15 protein-coding genes are annotated in these 15409 nt (G+C 43.6%); 6 read left to right on the top strand and 9 right to left on the bottom strand.

Annotation, left to right across the window (positions count from 1 at the left end; genetic code table 11):
• The first annotated feature begins 19 nt into the window (after positions 1 to 19).
• On the top strand, positions 20 to 568 hold the full coding sequence (gene rrtA, locus FKQ60_RS02925; protein ID WP_249374268.1) for a rhombosortase: 549 nt from the start codon (positions 20 to 22) through the stop codon (positions 566 to 568).
• A 20-nt stretch (positions 569 to 588) separates the two neighbouring features.
• Here rrtA and sohB read toward each other — a convergent pair whose 3' ends face one another.
• Entirely contained in the window at positions 589 to 1650 is a 1062-nt protein-coding gene (gene sohB, locus FKQ60_RS02930) for a protease SohB (protein ID WP_161439188.1), read from the bottom strand.
• Between the two features lie 135 nt (positions 1651 to 1785).
• On the opposite strand from sohB, the gene FKQ60_RS02935 reads away from it, so the two are divergent.
• Entirely contained in the window at positions 1786 to 2526 is a 741-nt protein-coding gene (locus tag FKQ60_RS02935; RefSeq protein ID WP_154168591.1) for a YciK family oxidoreductase, read from the top strand.
• A 90-nt stretch (positions 2527 to 2616) separates the two neighbouring features.
• On the opposite strand, the gene FKQ60_RS02940 is transcribed toward FKQ60_RS02935, so the two are convergent.
• Entirely contained in the window at positions 2617 to 3558 is a 942-nt protein-coding gene (locus FKQ60_RS02940; protein ID WP_040904416.1) for a chemotaxis protein CheV, read from the bottom strand.
• Between the two features lie 126 nt (positions 3559 to 3684).
• Positions 3685 to 4902, bottom strand: a complete 1218-nt coding sequence (locus FKQ60_RS02945) for an ROK family protein (RefSeq protein ID WP_154168593.1) — start codon at positions 4900 to 4902, stop codon at positions 3685 to 3687.
• A gap of 273 nt (positions 4903 to 5175) precedes the next feature.
• Between FKQ60_RS02945 and pyk the strand changes: the two genes are divergently transcribed.
• On the top strand, positions 5176 to 6621 hold the full coding sequence (pyk, locus tag FKQ60_RS02950; protein WP_154168595.1) for a pyruvate kinase: 1446 nt from the start codon (positions 5176 to 5178) through the stop codon (positions 6619 to 6621).
• An 86-nt stretch (positions 6622 to 6707) separates the two neighbouring features.
• Here the strand turns inward: pyk and FKQ60_RS02955 are convergent, their stop codons facing one another.
• Together FKQ60_RS02955 and FKQ60_RS02960 are read right to left on the bottom strand one after the other, a co-directional pair.
• The gene (locus tag FKQ60_RS02955; RefSeq protein ID WP_004395580.1) at positions 6708 to 7898 is read right to left on the bottom strand and encodes a patatin-like phospholipase family protein; all 1191 of its coding nucleotides are present in this window, start codon (positions 7896 to 7898) and stop codon (positions 6708 to 6710) included.
• Positions 7899 to 7916: 18 nt separating this feature from the next.
• Positions 7917 to 8006 (bottom strand): YnhF family membrane protein, encoded by a 90-nt coding sequence (locus FKQ60_RS02960; protein WP_110167917.1) that lies wholly within the window; start codon positions 8004 to 8006, stop codon positions 7917 to 7919.
• A 222-nt stretch (positions 8007 to 8228) separates the two neighbouring features.
• On the opposite strand from FKQ60_RS02960, the gene FKQ60_RS02965 reads away from it, so the two are divergent.
• The 3 genes from FKQ60_RS02965 (at position 8229) to FKQ60_RS02975 (ending at position 11023) form a co-directional block, all read left to right on the top strand.
• Entirely contained in the window at positions 8229 to 8831 is a 603-nt protein-coding gene (locus tag FKQ60_RS02965) for a hypothetical protein (RefSeq protein WP_004395581.1), read from the top strand.
• A 630-nt stretch (positions 8832 to 9461) separates the two neighbouring features.
• Positions 9462 to 10922 (top strand): sodium-dependent transporter, encoded by a 1461-nt coding sequence (locus FKQ60_RS02970; RefSeq protein WP_004395582.1) that lies wholly within the window; start codon positions 9462 to 9464, stop codon positions 10920 to 10922.
• Complete coding sequence (locus FKQ60_RS02975) at positions 10922 to 11023, top strand: MetS family NSS transporter small subunit (RefSeq protein ID WP_110167920.1); 102 nt, start codon at positions 10922 to 10924, stop codon at positions 11021 to 11023. The genes FKQ60_RS02970 and FKQ60_RS02975 overlap by 1 nt, the downstream gene beginning before the upstream one ends.
• A gap of 53 nt (positions 11024 to 11076) precedes the next feature.
• Here FKQ60_RS02975 and FKQ60_RS02980 read toward each other — a convergent pair whose 3' ends face one another.
• The 4 genes from FKQ60_RS02980 to holB all read right to left on the bottom strand — a co-directional run bounded on the left by FKQ60_RS02980 (position 11077) and on the right by holB (position 15408).
• A complete protein-coding gene (locus FKQ60_RS02980; protein WP_004395583.1) occupies positions 11077 to 11481 on the bottom strand; it encodes a hypothetical protein in 405 nt (134 codons plus the stop codon).
• 328 nt (positions 11482 to 11809) lie between these two features.
• Complete coding sequence (gene ptsG, locus FKQ60_RS02985; protein ID WP_004395584.1) at positions 11810 to 13240, bottom strand: PTS glucose transporter subunit IIBC; 1431 nt, start codon at positions 13238 to 13240, stop codon at positions 11810 to 11812.
• A gap of 444 nt (positions 13241 to 13684) precedes the next feature.
• Positions 13685 to 14452, bottom strand: a complete 768-nt coding sequence (locus FKQ60_RS02990; protein WP_004395585.1) for a YchF/TatD family DNA exonuclease — start codon at positions 14450 to 14452, stop codon at positions 13685 to 13687.
• The gene (gene holB, locus FKQ60_RS02995) at positions 14443 to 15408 is read right to left on the bottom strand and encodes a DNA polymerase III subunit delta' (protein WP_004395586.1); all 966 of its coding nucleotides are present in this window, start codon (positions 15406 to 15408) and stop codon (positions 14443 to 14445) included. Before holB ends, FKQ60_RS02990 begins: the two co-directional genes overlap by 10 nt.
• Position 15409 lies beyond the last annotated feature (1 nt).

The following is a 15409-nucleotide window of genomic DNA, read 5'->3' on the forward strand; positions in this document are numbered from 1 at the left end:
AACTATCTACCTAGGGTTAATGTTGCTGAGCTTAGCCTGTTTAGGCTTACAGTTTTCACCACTCGCTGAGCTCAGCGCTTGGCAACTGACCGAGATTGAGCGCGGCCAGTGGTGGCGGATCCTAACAGGAAATTTCACCCATACCAACTTTGCCCATTTAGGTATGAACCTCGCCGGTCTCTGGGTCATCGTATTTTTATTTATGCCACCCATCCGATCACTATTGCTTGCTTTAGGGGTACTGAGTGCATGGGTTGGGATCAGTGTATTGTTCAGTGATATGACACTGTATGTCGGTTTGTCTGGCGTACTGCATGGTTTATTTGCTTACTTTGCGCTACTAGAGTGGTTACATGGCCGCCGCAGTAGCTTATGGCTAGTGCTTGGCGTCATCGCTAAAGTCGCTTGGGAGCAGTGGTTCGGAGCATCGATGATGACCGCTGAATTAATTCAAGCCCGAGTGGCAACCGAAGCCCATTTAGCAGGCGCTCTAGGTGGCTTGGTTTTAGGCTTGATTCAGTTTTTACTGATAAAAAAACGCCGCAACATCAGTCACGGCGTTGATTAGAGCCTGTTGACCTTTCGCGATTACATCACCGGGCGCTGCCCACGGCTGAGCAATTTCAGCAGTACCGCATCCGCTGCTTGACTGGCCGTTCCGGCGAGTTTATCGGCGAGTTTTTTCTTACGCACATAACGCACCGCAAGAACGGTCTTTTCTTTGCATGCGTTGACGATCAAATCATCTGACGTGGCAATCTCATCCACTAAGCCTAATGCTTTGGCTTGACTGCCAAACCAATGCTCACCAGTGGCAACTTTGTCTAGATCAAGTGCTGGGCGGTGGTCACGGATAAAGTCTTTAAACAAACCATGGGTTTCTTCCAGCTCTTGCTTAAATTTCTCACGGGCTTTATCGGTGTTTTCACCAAACATCGTCAAAGTTCGTTTGTATTCGCCAGCAGTAAGCTGTTCAAATTCAATATCATTGCGTTTAAGTAATTTATGAAAATTAGGGATTTGAGCAATAACCCCAATTGACCCGACAATTGCGAACGGCGCGGCAACAATTTTATCGGCGATACAAGCCATCATATAACCGCCACTGGCAGCCACTTTATCGACGGCAATCGTCAAAGGAAGCTGAGCGGCTTTGAGGCGATCAAGCTGTGATGAGGCCAGTCCGTAACCATGAACCATGCCACCACCGGTTTCTAACCGAACCAGCACTTCATCGCCTGGTTGAGCCACGGCCAAAATTGCGGTCACTTCTTCACGTAATGAACTGACTTCTTTGGCGTCAATACTGCCATGAAAATCGAGCACGAATAGATGCGGCTCGCGTTTAGAGTCTAGCTCACCCTCTTTCTCTGCCTGTTTGAGTGCTTTTTGCTTGGCTTTTTTCTGCTCTTTTTCCGTTTTCTTCTCTGCTTTATCGCGTGCTTTCAAAAACGCTTCATCATGCAGATAAGATTCTAAACGCTCTACGGTTGCTTTATGTTGCTCGGTTAAGTCGGTGATTTCTAGCTCGCCTTTATTGGCGCCTGATTTACCACCACCCGATTTTATCATCACCAAGATCACGACTAACGCCACCAACACCGTCACAATCTTGGCTAGAAACAGCCCGTAATCTAATAAAAATTCCAAAGTGCTCATCCTCTTTAATACGAATTGGTGTATTGTAACCACCTTGTCACAAAGACTTAAAGTAAAACCTCATCTCGGACGGTTGAACTGCCAAAGTTGGATTAGATTCGAGATTATAACCAAAAGGAATCTGACGTGAATTACTCTGTTGCTGTTGATGCTTTACAAGATAAGGTTATTTTAGTCACCGGTGCCAGTGATGGTATCGGCAAACAAGCGGCTCTCACTTATGCAGCTCATGGCGCAACGGTCATTTTGCTAGGCCGCAGCACAGAAAAACTGCAACAAACCTACGCTGAAATTGTTAGTGCTGGATACCCTGAAGCCCTAGTGATCGCCTTAGATATGCAAAAGGCCAGCAGATACGATTACCAAACCTTGATCCACGATATAGAGCAGCAATGTGGTCAACTGGATGGGTTATTGCATAGCGCTGGGTTATTAGGCGAAATCAGCCCCTTTGAAGCGATTACCGAACACACTTATGATCAGGTGATGCAAGTCAATGTCAAAGCTCAATTATTGCTTACTCAAGCCGCTTTACCTTTGATTAAGCGCTCGCCACAAGGTCGAATCGTATTTACCAGCTCGACGGTCGGTCACAGTGGCCGTTCAGGTTGGGCCAGCTATTCTATTTCAAAATTTGCTACTGAAGGGATGATGCAGATCCTCGCCGATGAGCTACGTGATACCCCATTACGAGTCAACGCGATTAATCCTGGTGGAACACGCACCGCCATGCGCGCCAAGGCGTATCCACAAGAAGATGCTAACCGCTTGAAAACGCCGCAAGAGATCATGCCGCTTTATCTCTATTTAATGGCCAGAGAGAGCCAACACGTGCATGGCCAATGTATTGACGCACAACCGAAATAATCCACTTCAAACACATTCATTCGGAAAATAGAAACCCCGTCGCTAATTCGATATCAACGACGGGGTTTTTAGTCATTCATTATGCGCTGATCATAAGGTATCACGTAATCGGTCTTGTACCGCTTGCACCAGTAAATCAGGCTGGAATTTGGAGATGAATTTATCACAACCGACCTTTTGTACCATCGCCTCATTAAAGCTACCACTGAGTGAGGTATTCAGCGTAATGTACAAACTCGCCATGCGCGGGTCGTTACGCACTTCATAAGTCAGCTTATAACCATCCATTTCTGGCATTTCGGCATCGGTGATCATCATCAACAGCTCTTGATTGATATCTTTACCTTCATCACACCATGATTTTAGTAACTTCAAGGCTTCTAAACCATCCCAACACTCGATAATATTTAAGCCAAGTTGAGATAAAGTATCTTTAATTTGCTTACGGGCGGTGGAAGAGTCGTCAACAATCAAAATGTTACGCCCAACCATTTCACCTAATATGTCATGATCTAACACATGTTCAGAAATCGATACATCATAGTCGATGATTTCAGCGAGCACTTTTTCTACGTCAATCACTTCAACAATATGGTTTTGATTTTGCTCTTTAATGTGCGTAATCGCGGTCAGGTAGTTTGAACGCCCAACCGACTTTGGTGGTGGCTGAATCTCGGTCCATGCGGTATTAATGATATTGCGTACCTGACCAACCAAAAAACCCTGCACGGTACGGTTGTATTCGGTAATGATTAAGTTGTGCTCTTGATTGTCCAGCTTGGTTTCAGGAAAACCAATCGCTCGACGAAGATCAATGATCGGAACCGCAACACCTCGTAGAGAAGCAACCCCCATAATGTTCGGATGAGAACCGGGCATTTTAGTCGTTGGCGGTACCTTGATTACTTCACGTACCTTAAATACGTTGATCGCAAAAATCTGTCGACTATTTAAACTAAACAGCAACAGTTCTAGGCGGTTCTCTCCCACCAAATTGGTACGCTGATCGACCGTATTTAAGATACTCGACATAGAAAATCCCGCTAATAGAAAAGCACCATCGTTTACAGTATATACCTAAATTTCTGTGAGGCACTTGGGTAGATCATTAATTTAGGCGAACAATGTAAACTGTCGTGCAAAAAAAACGAAGAAAAATTATCCTTCAACCACTTTCATTAATAATAAACCATCGTAGAGCGCTTGCTTGATTAACGCCGCTCCTGGCATTGTGGCTTGTTTATAAAAACGGGATTCAACCAACTGCAGATGTTGGTGATAGGCAGGAAGGCTTTGCTCTTCAATACAGCGCTGAATCGCAGGATACAACACCGTTTTTGCTTGATTCATCACCCCACCAATTAACACTTTGTCAGGGTTAAACAAATTGATCACTATCGCAATCGCAGCGCCTAAATAACGTCCGAGTTGCTCAATCACGTCTACGGCGAGCGGATCACCATTGGCAGCCGCCAAGCAAACGTCCTCAATCGAAATCGTCTCTTGTCCGGCTAATGACGACGGTTCTCCTTGAGCAATTCGTAACGACACCTGATCGCGAATCGCCTGCGAGCTCGCCACCGTTTCAAGACAGCCAATATTACCGCAATGACAGCGTTTACCTTGAGGATCAATTTGAATGTGCCCAAGCTCACCAATATTGCCATAACGACCTTGTAATACTCGCCCATCAACGATAATCCCGGCCCCTAATCCGTGGTGAATAGAAATCAATATCGAATTATCGACATCTTGAGAGTGACCGAATAATTTTTCTGCCAAGGCCCAAGCTCGAGTATCATTCGCAACAAATACCGGCAACCCAGTAGCTTTATAAATCTCAGGACCTAACGCCAAGTTTTTCACATTATAATGGGGCATTTGTAATACCATGCCCTGCTGTGAATTAACTAAGCCCGGCAGAGTAATCGCAATGCTTGTCACCCGATCTAATTGGGCGGCGTAGGTTTGAAAAAACTCTTCTATTTCAAATAATAATCGCGCCAAAACATCATCTTGATCGATTTCATGAATATCAATTTTGGTGTCAATCAATACCTCACCACCCAACTCATGCAACGCAATCGTCAGATAGCCTCGTCCCAAGCGCATGGAAAGAAATTGCCAGCCTTGATTATTGGTTTGCAGACCAACGGCAGGTCTGCCACGACTGATCGCTTCTTGAACCGTCGTTTCATGGATCAAGTGGGCATCAATTAATTCGCGAGTAATTTTAGTAATACTTGCCGGAGCTAATTCACTCTCTTTAGAAAGGTCAATGCGCGATATAGGGCCTTTTTGATCTATCAATTTATATACACGACCAGCATTGACCTGTTTAATATGATCAATATGGCCTGGTTGAGCCATATACATGGTGCACTCCAGATTTCAATAACCTGCCAATTTTTTTACTTTGCGAACTAATTGTGAAGCAACTTGATGTATAGCCGTGACAGCCATCACGCATATAAATTTGAGTTTGTGTTTTTAACCCCAAAACCACAGATTTCACCACCAAAAGACCCAAGATGGGTGTTGGATCGAGAAATCGTCATTTTTTTTCTAAACCCTCTATTTTTAGAGACTTAGGTCTATACTGAGATCCAATAGGTTGCGCTTATTGGCCGGACTTTCAAGGAGAAAAATATGACCGCAGCGTTAAGAAGAACAAAAATTGTCGCTACACTAGGTCCATCGACGGATCAAGGTAGTGTGTTAGAAACGATTATTCGCTGTGGGGTGAATGTAGTCAGAATGAATTTTTCCCATGGCTCGGCAGATGATCACCGTTTACGAGCGGAAAAAGTTCGCGAAATTGCTCAACGATTAGGTCGACACGTAGCGATATTAGGTGACCTGCAAGGTCCTAAAATTCGAGTATCGACCTTCAAAGAAGACAAGGTTTTTCTCAATGAAGGCGACAGTTTCATTTTAGATGCCGAGCTCGGACTCGGTGAAGGCACACAGCACGCTGTGGGGATTGATTACAAAGCTTTGCCAAATGACGTTGTGGCAGAAGACATTTTATTACTCGACGATGGCAGAGTTCAGTTGCAAGTCACCGCTGTAGAAGGAAGTAAAATCCACACTACCGTTCTTATCGGCGGAGCATTATCCAATAATAAAGGCATTAATAAAAAAGGCGGTGGCCTTTCTGCTGAAGCCTTAACAGAAAAAGATAAGCGAGATATTGTGCTGGCAGCTGACATTGGCGTCGATTATTTAGCGATCTCTTTTCCACGCAATGGGAAAGATATGGATTATGCTCGGCGTTTGGCTCGCGAAGCAGGACTGAATGCAAGATTAGTGGCCAAAGTTGAGCGTGCAGAGACGGTATCTTGTGATGAAAATATCGATGATATTATTCGCGCCTCTGATGTCATTATGGTTGCGCGAGGCGACCTTGGTGTCGAAATTGGTGATCCTGAGTTAATCGCGGTGCAAAAGAAACTGATTCGTCGTTCTAAAGAGCTCAATCGCATCGTGATAACCGCAACTCAAATGATGGAGTCGATGATCACCAATCCAATGCCAACCCGAGCAGAAGTGATGGATGTCGCCAATGCCGTACTTGATGGCACTGACGCAGTCATGCTTTCAGGAGAGACCGCCGCTGGTAAATACCCAGTAGAGACCGTCAAAGCTATGGCCGAAGTCTGTGTCGGCGCAGAAAAAATGATTGAAGCCAGCCAACAAAATTATCGTATCGATCGCGCTTTCCAAACCGAAGAAGAAACAATAGCGATGTCGACCATTTATGCCGCCAATCATCTTGAAGGAGTAACAGCGATGGTCACGTTAACGGAGTCAGGGCGAACTGCGCTAATGACCTCACGCCTTAACTCGATATTACCTATCTTCGCCATGTCTCGTAATGAGCATGCTCTGAACCGTTGCGCGCTCTATCGAGGGGTAACGCCATTCTATTTTGATAGCAACCATGGTCAGGGAGCGGAGGTGGCTCAAGCCGCCCTACAAGCCCTAAAAGACAAAAAGCTCCTCGAGTTTGGCGATCTGGTGATCATTACTCAAGGTGATATTATGGATGTAGAAGGAACCACCAACTGTATGCGGATCTTGCCGGTATTTTAATCTGAGCGGTAGGTACAGGGAACGTACCTACCCGAATGACATTGAGTTTTATATGGGAAAAAGAATACCAATAAATCACTCTCCTCCTATTGATCGCCATAAAAAGGATCAATGACAGGAGGATTAGGACGCTGAGTCACGAGTCGCTTAGCCTGTTCAAAGGTTTCAATAAATCGGTAGCCAGCTTGTAGACCTAACTCGTAGTCATAAAGCAACGCTTCCTGACTACTGAGTAAGGAACTTGATTTCAGTGGCTCACTTGGCACAATTTGTAAAATAAATGCATCATCTGGTGGTGTATGAAGAAAGTCACTGGTCAATGAATAGGTTTGATAATGGACCATCAACATATCTGCGAGCCCCGCATCAAATTTATTCCCCAACAGATGGCTTAACCGATAAATATTGTCGGCACCAAACAACCAACGTCCACCATTTAACACATCGAGATGTTTTTGCTCTTTCTTGAGCTGTTGAGCCTTGGCGATTTGTTGCTGAAGAAAACCACTCCAATCTTGCTTCCACTGCAACATTTTATTTTGCCAATGTTGCTGGATATGATTCACCGATTCACGTAACCATTTAACCTGAGAATCAGACTCTTGCTCTGCGAATGCATTTTGTTGGTCTTCTTCCTCTAACGTTTCAGTCCGGATGACCGTGATAAAACGTGCTTCTTGACGCCAAGCCTGTTGAACGGGGATGGATGCTGACACTCCACCATCAATATAGCAATGTTGACCTAATGAAACCTCTTGAGTATATAAGCCTGGAATCGCGCAGGTAGCGATAAGCACTTCTCGCCAATCGTCACCCAACATCGGAAAATAAGCATCGGTTAATGACTGAGCCTCCGTCACCGCAGCAAAAGCTTGGCGCTGGCCCAAGACATGTCGCCCCATGTCCAAATCTAAACGATAAGGATAATCGCTGATTTTATCGAGCGCCCAGTCTAAATTCATGTATTGTTTACGTCGAATATAACTGAATAAATGAAAAAATTGCGGATCGGTGGTTAGCTCGAGAATGAAAGCTTTACCTAAACCGTGCTGACGACATAGATAGGAACAAAGATTTAACGCGCCCGCTGACGTACCATAAAATTCATCAAACGGGTCAAAATTAGACAGCATAAAAGCATCTAATACACCTGCAGTAAAAATCCCCCGCTGCCCTCCACCTTGGGCGACTAAGCTATTTTTACCAGTCAGAAACTTCGAGAGCCGAACAGTGTCGACTCTCGATTCTAGCCCTGAGACTGTTCCACTGTTCACCATAAGCAGAACCTCTAGCTTTTAATTGGCGATAGTAATTAAACCATATCCGATAAGAACAGCAAATATTGCCGCGGTAATCATTAATGCGTGTTTAAGATCGCGTTCCATACACCTCTCCTTGAGAATCACTGAATGACAACATAAGCATACACTAATCCTTTATACTGTCGTTTTTTTCCACACAAATATCAAGTGATTATCACATTTATCCTCGCAGAACGAGCAGCAAACAAAGCTTTTACTCTTAGTTATCGGAGCAGTGGGAGTCTTCACTCACTATCCTATCCTATCCTATAGTAGGATAGATAATTGTACTTAAGGAGTATCACAATGCGACATCATGGATTGCTATTCTACCCCCAGTTTATGCTACCCCTACTATTGAGCTTACTCGCCTTCCCAGTAAAAAGTGAACTGTATGTGACGCCTTACTTTGGCTATACCTTGGGTGGCAAAGTGGAAGATCAGCAGCAACGTCACTACGACATTAAACCATCGGAAAATATCGCATTAGCCATCGAAACCTCCTTTCAAACCGGACGCATCGGTTTTTTCTATAGCCATCAATCATCACAAGTTGAACAAATCGATAATCAAGCCACCATGCATTATCTGCACTTCCAAAGTAGTATTTATTACCCTCTAGAATCCAAAAGTTCTGCGTTTATTGGTGTAGGACTGGGTGGCTCATACGCTGATGTTGACTGGGTTAATAATAAATATGGCTTCTCGTCCAGCGTGTTTGCAGGTATAGACTACAAGATTGCCTCGAACCTCACCATTACATCGCATTTCCGATGGCTTGGCACTATGGTTGACAACGATACCAGCGCTATTTGTCAACTTGAGCAAAATAATGGCTGTGTGATTGGCTTTCGCTCCAATTGGATGAATCAATTTGCTTTTAATCTAGGGCTCGGCTTACGTTTTTAAGCTATTCATCGCTGGTTAGTATGGAAAACGCTTTATCGTCTCCCTGATTGCGAATCATAGCTATGAAGCCATTTATCTCCAACCAAATTTAACCTTACAAGATCAATCGTTACTAGAAGTACCGACCACTAACTGGTGATTTTTTAGTCAAGCACTCTGTTGTTAAATACAGTTTTATCAATGGATAATGACGTTCAATAGAGCGAATTGATTCAGTTAACAACCAAAAGCACAAATATATCCCTAGATTTGTGCTTTAATAACTTGAATGCCGCTATCTATCACTAACAACAAACCGTTTACATTGTATTGCCATTTTTAAAAGTTCTCTGTAGTCTCTCAATTAATGCGCAGCTGATTATTTCAGATTACGCAAACACACATCGACAACAACAGAATAATATTCCAACAAATAACCACATAGACCACAGGTAAATCTACGTTTTTACACTTTCATGGATGATGGAACAATATTTTAACAATTAGACCTATACTCATACGATGATCTTTTCGGCAGTCTACTCTGGCAAAAGTGAGCGGTAACGGGAAGGCTTGCTTCCACATCTCAATGAATGAGTAAACAAGGTCTAATGAGGCTTCATACCTCAGGGAATGATTAAGGAGAAATAAATGAAGCGAGAACAATGGGGATCCCGTACCGGATTCATTTTAGCCGCAGTAGGTTCTGCGATTGGCCTAGGTAACATTTGGCGTTTTCCCTACATGGCTTATGAGAATGGAGGGGGCGCTTTTTTCATCCCTTATCTATTTGCCATGCTAACAGCCGGCATTCCTTTTATGATCCTTGAATTCAGTATGGGTCAAAAACATCGCGGCTCTGCACCAACGACTCTTGCCAAAATTAACACAAAATTTGAATGGCTTGGTTGGTTTCAAGTGGGTATCGCGGCAACCATTGGGGTGTACTATGTAGCCGTGATTGGCTGGGCAATCTCCTACTTCGGCATGTCATTTACCCAAAGTTGGGGAACGGATACCAATAGCTTTTTCTTTAGCGAGTACTTAGGTCTGGGTGATAACTCGCCGACTAACCTTGGATCGATTCAGTGGAAAATTGCTTTTACGATGGCGATTGCTTGGGCAATAACTTATGCGGCTATCGTTGGCGGAGTTAAATCTGGTATTGAACGTGCTTCTAAAGTCATGATGCCGGTATTGTTTATCATGGTACTACTCCTAATTGCACGCATGATTTTCTTACCGGGTGCATTAGATGGCGTCAACTATATGTTTGAGCCTGATTTTAGTAAGATTTGGGATGTTAAAGTCTGGGCAGCCGCTTATGGGCAAATCTTCTTTACGCTCAGTATTGGCTTTGCGATTATGCTGGCCTATTCAAGCTACCTACCACAGAAATCTGACATCACCAATAATGCTTTTATGACCGTCTTGATCAACTGCGGTTTTTCAATTCTCGCTGGTATCATGATTTTCTCAGTTCTTGGTTACATGGCTCAAGAACAAGGCAAACCGCTGACTGAAGTCGTTTCTGCTGGCGTTGGTTTAGCTTTTGTCACTATCCCTGCGGCTATTAACCTACTTCCAATCCCTTACATTCTAGGCCCGCTATTTTTCTTAGCGTTAGTGGTCGCTGGACTAAGCTCACACATCTCGATCTTAGAAGCCGTCACCTCCGCGGTGATTGACAAACTGGGTTGGAGTCGTAAAAAAGCAGCTAATATCGTTATCGGCTCAGGCTTTATTATTTCTATGGCATTTGCGACCAATGGCGGTTTACTGTTGCTCGATTTAGTCGACCACTTTGCGAACAATGTCGGCATTATGGCGAGTTGCCTAGTTGAACTCATTCTCATGACTTGGTTGCTGAAAATTTCCGACGTGCGTAAATATGTTAACTCCATTTCTGATTTTACGATTGGAGTATGGTTTGATATTTGTTTGCGCTTTGTCTCCCCAGTCGTTTTGGCGATCATTGTAGTAACTAAATTACGTGCACTGCTCACTGAAGGGTATGGCGGCTATGATCTGACTCTAGGCTGGACCATTATTATCGCGTTACTGGCGCTAGGTGCCATCGTTAATCTAACTAATCGCAAGGAAGCAAACTAATGACTACAGGTGCAATTATCATGATGATTATCGGCCTCGGACTCACTTGGGGCGGTGCAGCCATCTGCATTAAAAAAGCCATGGCGAAACAAGAAGAGTAATCTCCTCTTAATTTAAGGCCACGAGCAGCTAATCTGCCGTGGCCTTATTGATTTTAGAAGCGATAAGTAACCCCTAGCGCCGCGCCCAGTTGCAAATTGATGCCTGAATGGAGGTTTAACTCTGGATGAACTTGACCATAGACATCAATATTACTGTTAATTGGCCAGTTAACCCCTAATGGTACGCGCGGACCAAAATCACCATCCCATTCTCCCCAAGCACCAATCCCAACGTACCAATCCAAAGGAACGTCAGCTCGATCAAAATTGCCACGGCGCATCAAATAATCAAAAGCGGCACCTTCATTACCAAGAATAAAACGATATTGCTCATCAACCTCAATGACTGCACTCAACTGTTGATCTACGGCCATACCTACTTTTAAACTCGGCTCTTGTTGAGCATAAACACTTACTGGTACGCTGAATAACATCGCCACTGCAGCTATTTTTTTCATAAGTCACTTATCCTATATCGTCTGGTATTTACTCAAATGTCTAAGATTGAGAAATAAACTCCCCGATGATGTCCAATTGCAGCAAAGTCGGCTCCGTCAGAAGAAAGAATAAACATGACACGCATAATCCAACCAAGTGCAAAATAAAATCAAAGGAAATAACGGCAGTCTAACGAGGAGTGTACTGAGCAATGTCAGCAAAGAGGTAAAGATAGGTTAAGATAGAGTATAGGTAGAGGCTAAAACATCATTGATAATGAGCGCTTTCAGCAAACCGATAAAAAGGAGACCGAAGTCTCCTTATTTATAGGGGAAGAAAGAATGAGCATTAACCGTGGTTGCGAATCCACTCATCCATTTCTGTTTTTAAGTTATCTGATTTAGTACCAAAAATAGCTTGTACACCACCAGACACCACAACAACGCCAGCAGCACCGAGTTGTTTTAGTTTCGCTTGATCAACCAACTCTGTCTCTGCAACCGATACGCGTAGGCGAGTAATACAAGCATCTAAGTTAGTGATATTTTCTTTACCACCAAATGCCGCTACTAATTCACCTGCTAACTCTGACCCTGTTGAAGTATTCGCATCAGCGGATTCATCTTCACGGCCCGGTGTTTTCAGATTCAAGGTACGAATAACAAACGTAAATACCACATAGTAAAGCACAGCATAAGCAATACCTAAGCCTACCAGTAGCAACATGTTTTCTGCACGAGGAGATTGAACAACAAAGTCAATAAAGCCGTTAGAGAACGTGTGGCCATGAACAATGCCTAGCGAGTTGGTTAGGACATACGCCAAGCCAGCAAGTACCGCGTGAACCGCGTAAAGTACAGGAGCAATGAATAGGAAAGAGAATTCAATTGGCTCAGTAATACCGGTTAGGAAAGAAGTTAATGCCGCAGAAGCCATGATACCCATGATTTTTGCACGGTTCTCAGGTTTAGCACAATGCGCAATCGCAAAAGCCGCTGCAGGAAGACCAAACATTTTAAATAGGTAACCACCGGCTAACTGACCGAAACCATTACCCGCTTCGCGAGTCACATCATTCGCAGTCAAGAAACAGGTCATAATACCTGTTGCTGGTTGACCGGAGTTAGTCACACAAGAACCTGCTTCGTAGAAGAAAGGTACGTTCCAGATATGGTGTAAACCAAATGGAATCAGTGCACGCTCAACAATACCGTAAATACCAAATGCAGTGACTGGGTTTTGATGCGCAGCCCAATCAGAGAAAGAAGCAATAACGCCACCAATCGGAGGCCAAATTACCGATAAGAGAATACCTAGAGCAATCGACAAGAAACCGGTAATAATAGGTACCGCACGTTTACCCGCAAAGAATCCGAGATATTCTGGTAGCTGAATTTTATAGAAACGATTGAACGACCACGCTGCAACACCACCCGCAAGAATACCGCCAAGTACGCCTGTTTCGATGCCATCAACACCCATTACCTCTGCCATAACGTTCAAGGTCGCAACCATGATGCCATAGCCGACAATAGCAGAAAGTCCTGATACACCATCGTTATTGGTAAAGCCTAGGGCGACACCAACGGCAAACAAGAGTGCCATTTGACCAAATACCGAGCCACCAGCTTGTTCCATTAAGTGGGATACGACTTCTGGCAGCCAACTAAAGTTTGCCGCCCCAACACCAAGCAAAATACCTGCAACAGGTAAGACTGATACTGGAAGCATCAGTGCTTTACCTACTTTTTGCAGGTTAGCAAAAGCGTTCTTTAACATGTTTATGCTCCTGATTAAGTTATTAGAATTTTTCGGGTTCCAACGGCACACCCCCGTAGCCTAAATGTTAGCACCCAATGAAAATGTAACCACAAATGTATTATATTTTCCGCCTCTAAATATATCTTGATGCCCCTCAAACTTTCCAGTTCGTAAAGAAATTTAGTTTCAAAGTAATAGACAGATCACACAGCCATCACTTGTCGACAAGGCAACAGAAGCATTCTATCCTATTGTTTATATTAATAATAATTTTCCATCAATTAATTTTACTTGGTAAATTAAATTGATGAGGTTGTTATTTTTAGTAACAAAATTACCAATTGATTAGTTTAGACTAAATATTCAACATATTAAGTAAACAAGGCTAATTCTTGATGATAATTTGAAGTAAAGCACGTAAAACAGCCATTCTAGGCGTCTTACACCTATAAACTTTGATTTTCATCGCAAAAAAAGATCTTGGAAGTTTTTGCTGGTTTTTTCTGCAACTTCGCCCAAAGAAAGCCCTTTAAGTTGAGCAATATAAGCCGCAACCTCAACCACATAAGCCGGCTGATTCTCTTTACCTCGATGAGGTACTGGCGCTAAATAAGGCGAATCGGTTTCAATCAACAACCTATCTAATGGTAGTGCCTTTACCACGGCTTTGAGCTCTGTTGCTTGGCGAAACGTAACGATCCCAGAGATCGAAATATAGAAGCCTAAATCCATTGCCGCCTGCGCAAAAGCCCAATCTTCAGTAAAACAGTGTATAACCCCGCCACAACGCTCTGCGTGATGTGCTTTGAGTATAGCTAAAGTATCTTCTCGCGCTTGACGAGTATGAATAATCAATGGCTTATTGAGTTCAACGGCAGTATTAATATGCTGAATAAAACGCTGTTGTTGTAATTCCGCCATTTCTGGCTGATAGTGATAATCGAGCCCAGTTTCACCAATCGCAACCACTTTAGGGTGACGAGCATAAGTGTGAAAACGCTCTAGATCAAAATCACTTTGCACGTCGAGAGGATGCACACCACAAGAAGCATGAATATTATCGAAGGGAGTAATCATCGCTAACATATTGGGAAATGAGTCTAACGTCACACCCACAGAAAGTAATTGTGTCACTTTAGCCCGTTCGGCTTTAGCAAGAACATCGCTGATATCTTGGTGTAAATCTTGATAGTTCAGTTTATCAAGATGACAATGTGAATCTACAAACATGTTTCCTCATTAAATTTAAATAACCAATCAGCAATTAAAAGTTCACTATTTAACCCACTAAATCCCTGTAATTGATTGATCAACTGCGCCAATGAATCCGTTTGTTGTTGTAATAAAGACAAAGAACGAGCTTGAGCAAGCCACTGACTTTGCGGAGTAAAGTAAGGCTGCCATACCCCAAAAGCGGTTTTTTGGGCGTCAGTCAAGAGATACCAAAGCCAACGTAGTCCACTGAGAGGCTGGCCACTGATCGTTTTCGCACAATTTAATAATGCCGAAATGTCGCCTTGTAATGCCTGAACAAATTGCTGCTCAATCGCCAAATAATTTTGGAGTTCACCTTGTAAAAGAAACGCTCGAGTCAGTAATGGAGCATTACCATGAATATGAGCAGCAAAAGCAGGAATCGATTGTTGACACTGTTCGGTTAACCACGGCATAACAGCTTGTGGCTGCGGTTCTGGAATAATAATTTGTTGGCAACGACTGACGATTGTCGCCAGTAAACGGCTCACTTGATGAGTCAGTAAAATGAAAACACATTTTTCTGCGGGCTCTTCAAGCGTTTTCAGTAAAGCATTCGCTGCTGATTCATTCATTGCTTCGGCAGGCTCAATCACGATCAACCGAAAGCCTGAGAGCTGTGAAGACTCTTGTGCTAATCGATTCGCTATACGAATTTGCTCAACCGTAATCGACTTGCCCTCTTTTTCAGGACGAACAAGATGATAATCCGGATGCGTGGCCGATAGCATTAACTCACAGCCATGACAAAATCCACAGGGCTCACTACGCTGTGTAGTACACATTAATGCCTGCGAGAATTTCTCAATCAACTGCTCTGCGCCTACTCCGTGTGGAGCATTGATTAAGGTTGCTGAAGCAAAGCGCTGATGCTCAAGCTGTTGCTTCCAACGCTCCCATGCCTCGCTTAACCAAGGATATACTGCGTTCATC

The sequence above is a fragment of the Vibrio sp. A11 genome (genome assembly GCF_013048705.1).
In the GTDB taxonomy this organism is placed as follows: domain Bacteria; phylum Pseudomonadota; class Gammaproteobacteria; order Enterobacterales; family Vibrionaceae; genus Vibrio; species Vibrio metschnikovii.

Coding starts and splice junctions, on each gene's coding strand:
- FKQ60_RS02970 (WP_004395582.1), top strand. CDS start 9,462: ATGAAGCGAGAACAATGGGGATCCCGTACCGGATTCATTTTAGCCGCA.
- FKQ60_RS02990 (WP_004395585.1), bottom strand. CDS start 14,452: ATGTTTGTAGATTCACATTGTCATCTTGATAAACTGAACTATCAAGAT.
- rrtA (WP_249374268.1), top strand. CDS start 20: ATGTTGCTGAGCTTAGCCTGTTTAGGCTTACAGTTTTCACCACTCGCT.
- FKQ60_RS02980 (WP_004395583.1), bottom strand. CDS start 11,481: ATGAAAAAAATAGCTGCAGTGGCGATGTTATTCAGCGTACCAGTAAGT.
- FKQ60_RS02960 (WP_110167917.1), bottom strand. CDS start 8,006: ATGGAACGCGATCTTAAACACGCATTAATGATTACCGCGGCAATATTT.
- FKQ60_RS02945 (WP_154168593.1), bottom strand. CDS start 4,902: ATGTATATGGCTCAACCAGGCCATATTGATCATATTAAACAGGTCAAT.
- FKQ60_RS02955 (WP_004395580.1), bottom strand. CDS start 7,898: ATGGTGAACAGTGGAACAGTCTCAGGGCTAGAATCGAGAGTCGACACT.
- ptsG (WP_004395584.1), bottom strand. CDS start 13,240: ATGTTAAAGAACGCTTTTGCTAACCTGCAAAAAGTAGGTAAAGCACTG.
- FKQ60_RS02975 (WP_110167920.1), top strand. CDS start 10,922: ATGACTACAGGTGCAATTATCATGATGATTATCGGCCTCGGACTCACT.
- holB (WP_004395586.1), bottom strand. CDS start 15,408: ATGAACGCAGTATATCCTTGGTTAAGCGAGGCATGGGAGCGTTGGAAG.
- FKQ60_RS02940 (WP_040904416.1), bottom strand. CDS start 3,558: ATGTCGAGTATCTTAAATACGGTCGATCAGCGTACCAATTTGGTGGGA.
- FKQ60_RS02965 (WP_004395581.1), top strand. CDS start 8,229: ATGCGACATCATGGATTGCTATTCTACCCCCAGTTTATGCTACCCCTA.
- pyk (WP_154168595.1), top strand. CDS start 5,176: ATGACCGCAGCGTTAAGAAGAACAAAAATTGTCGCTACACTAGGTCCA.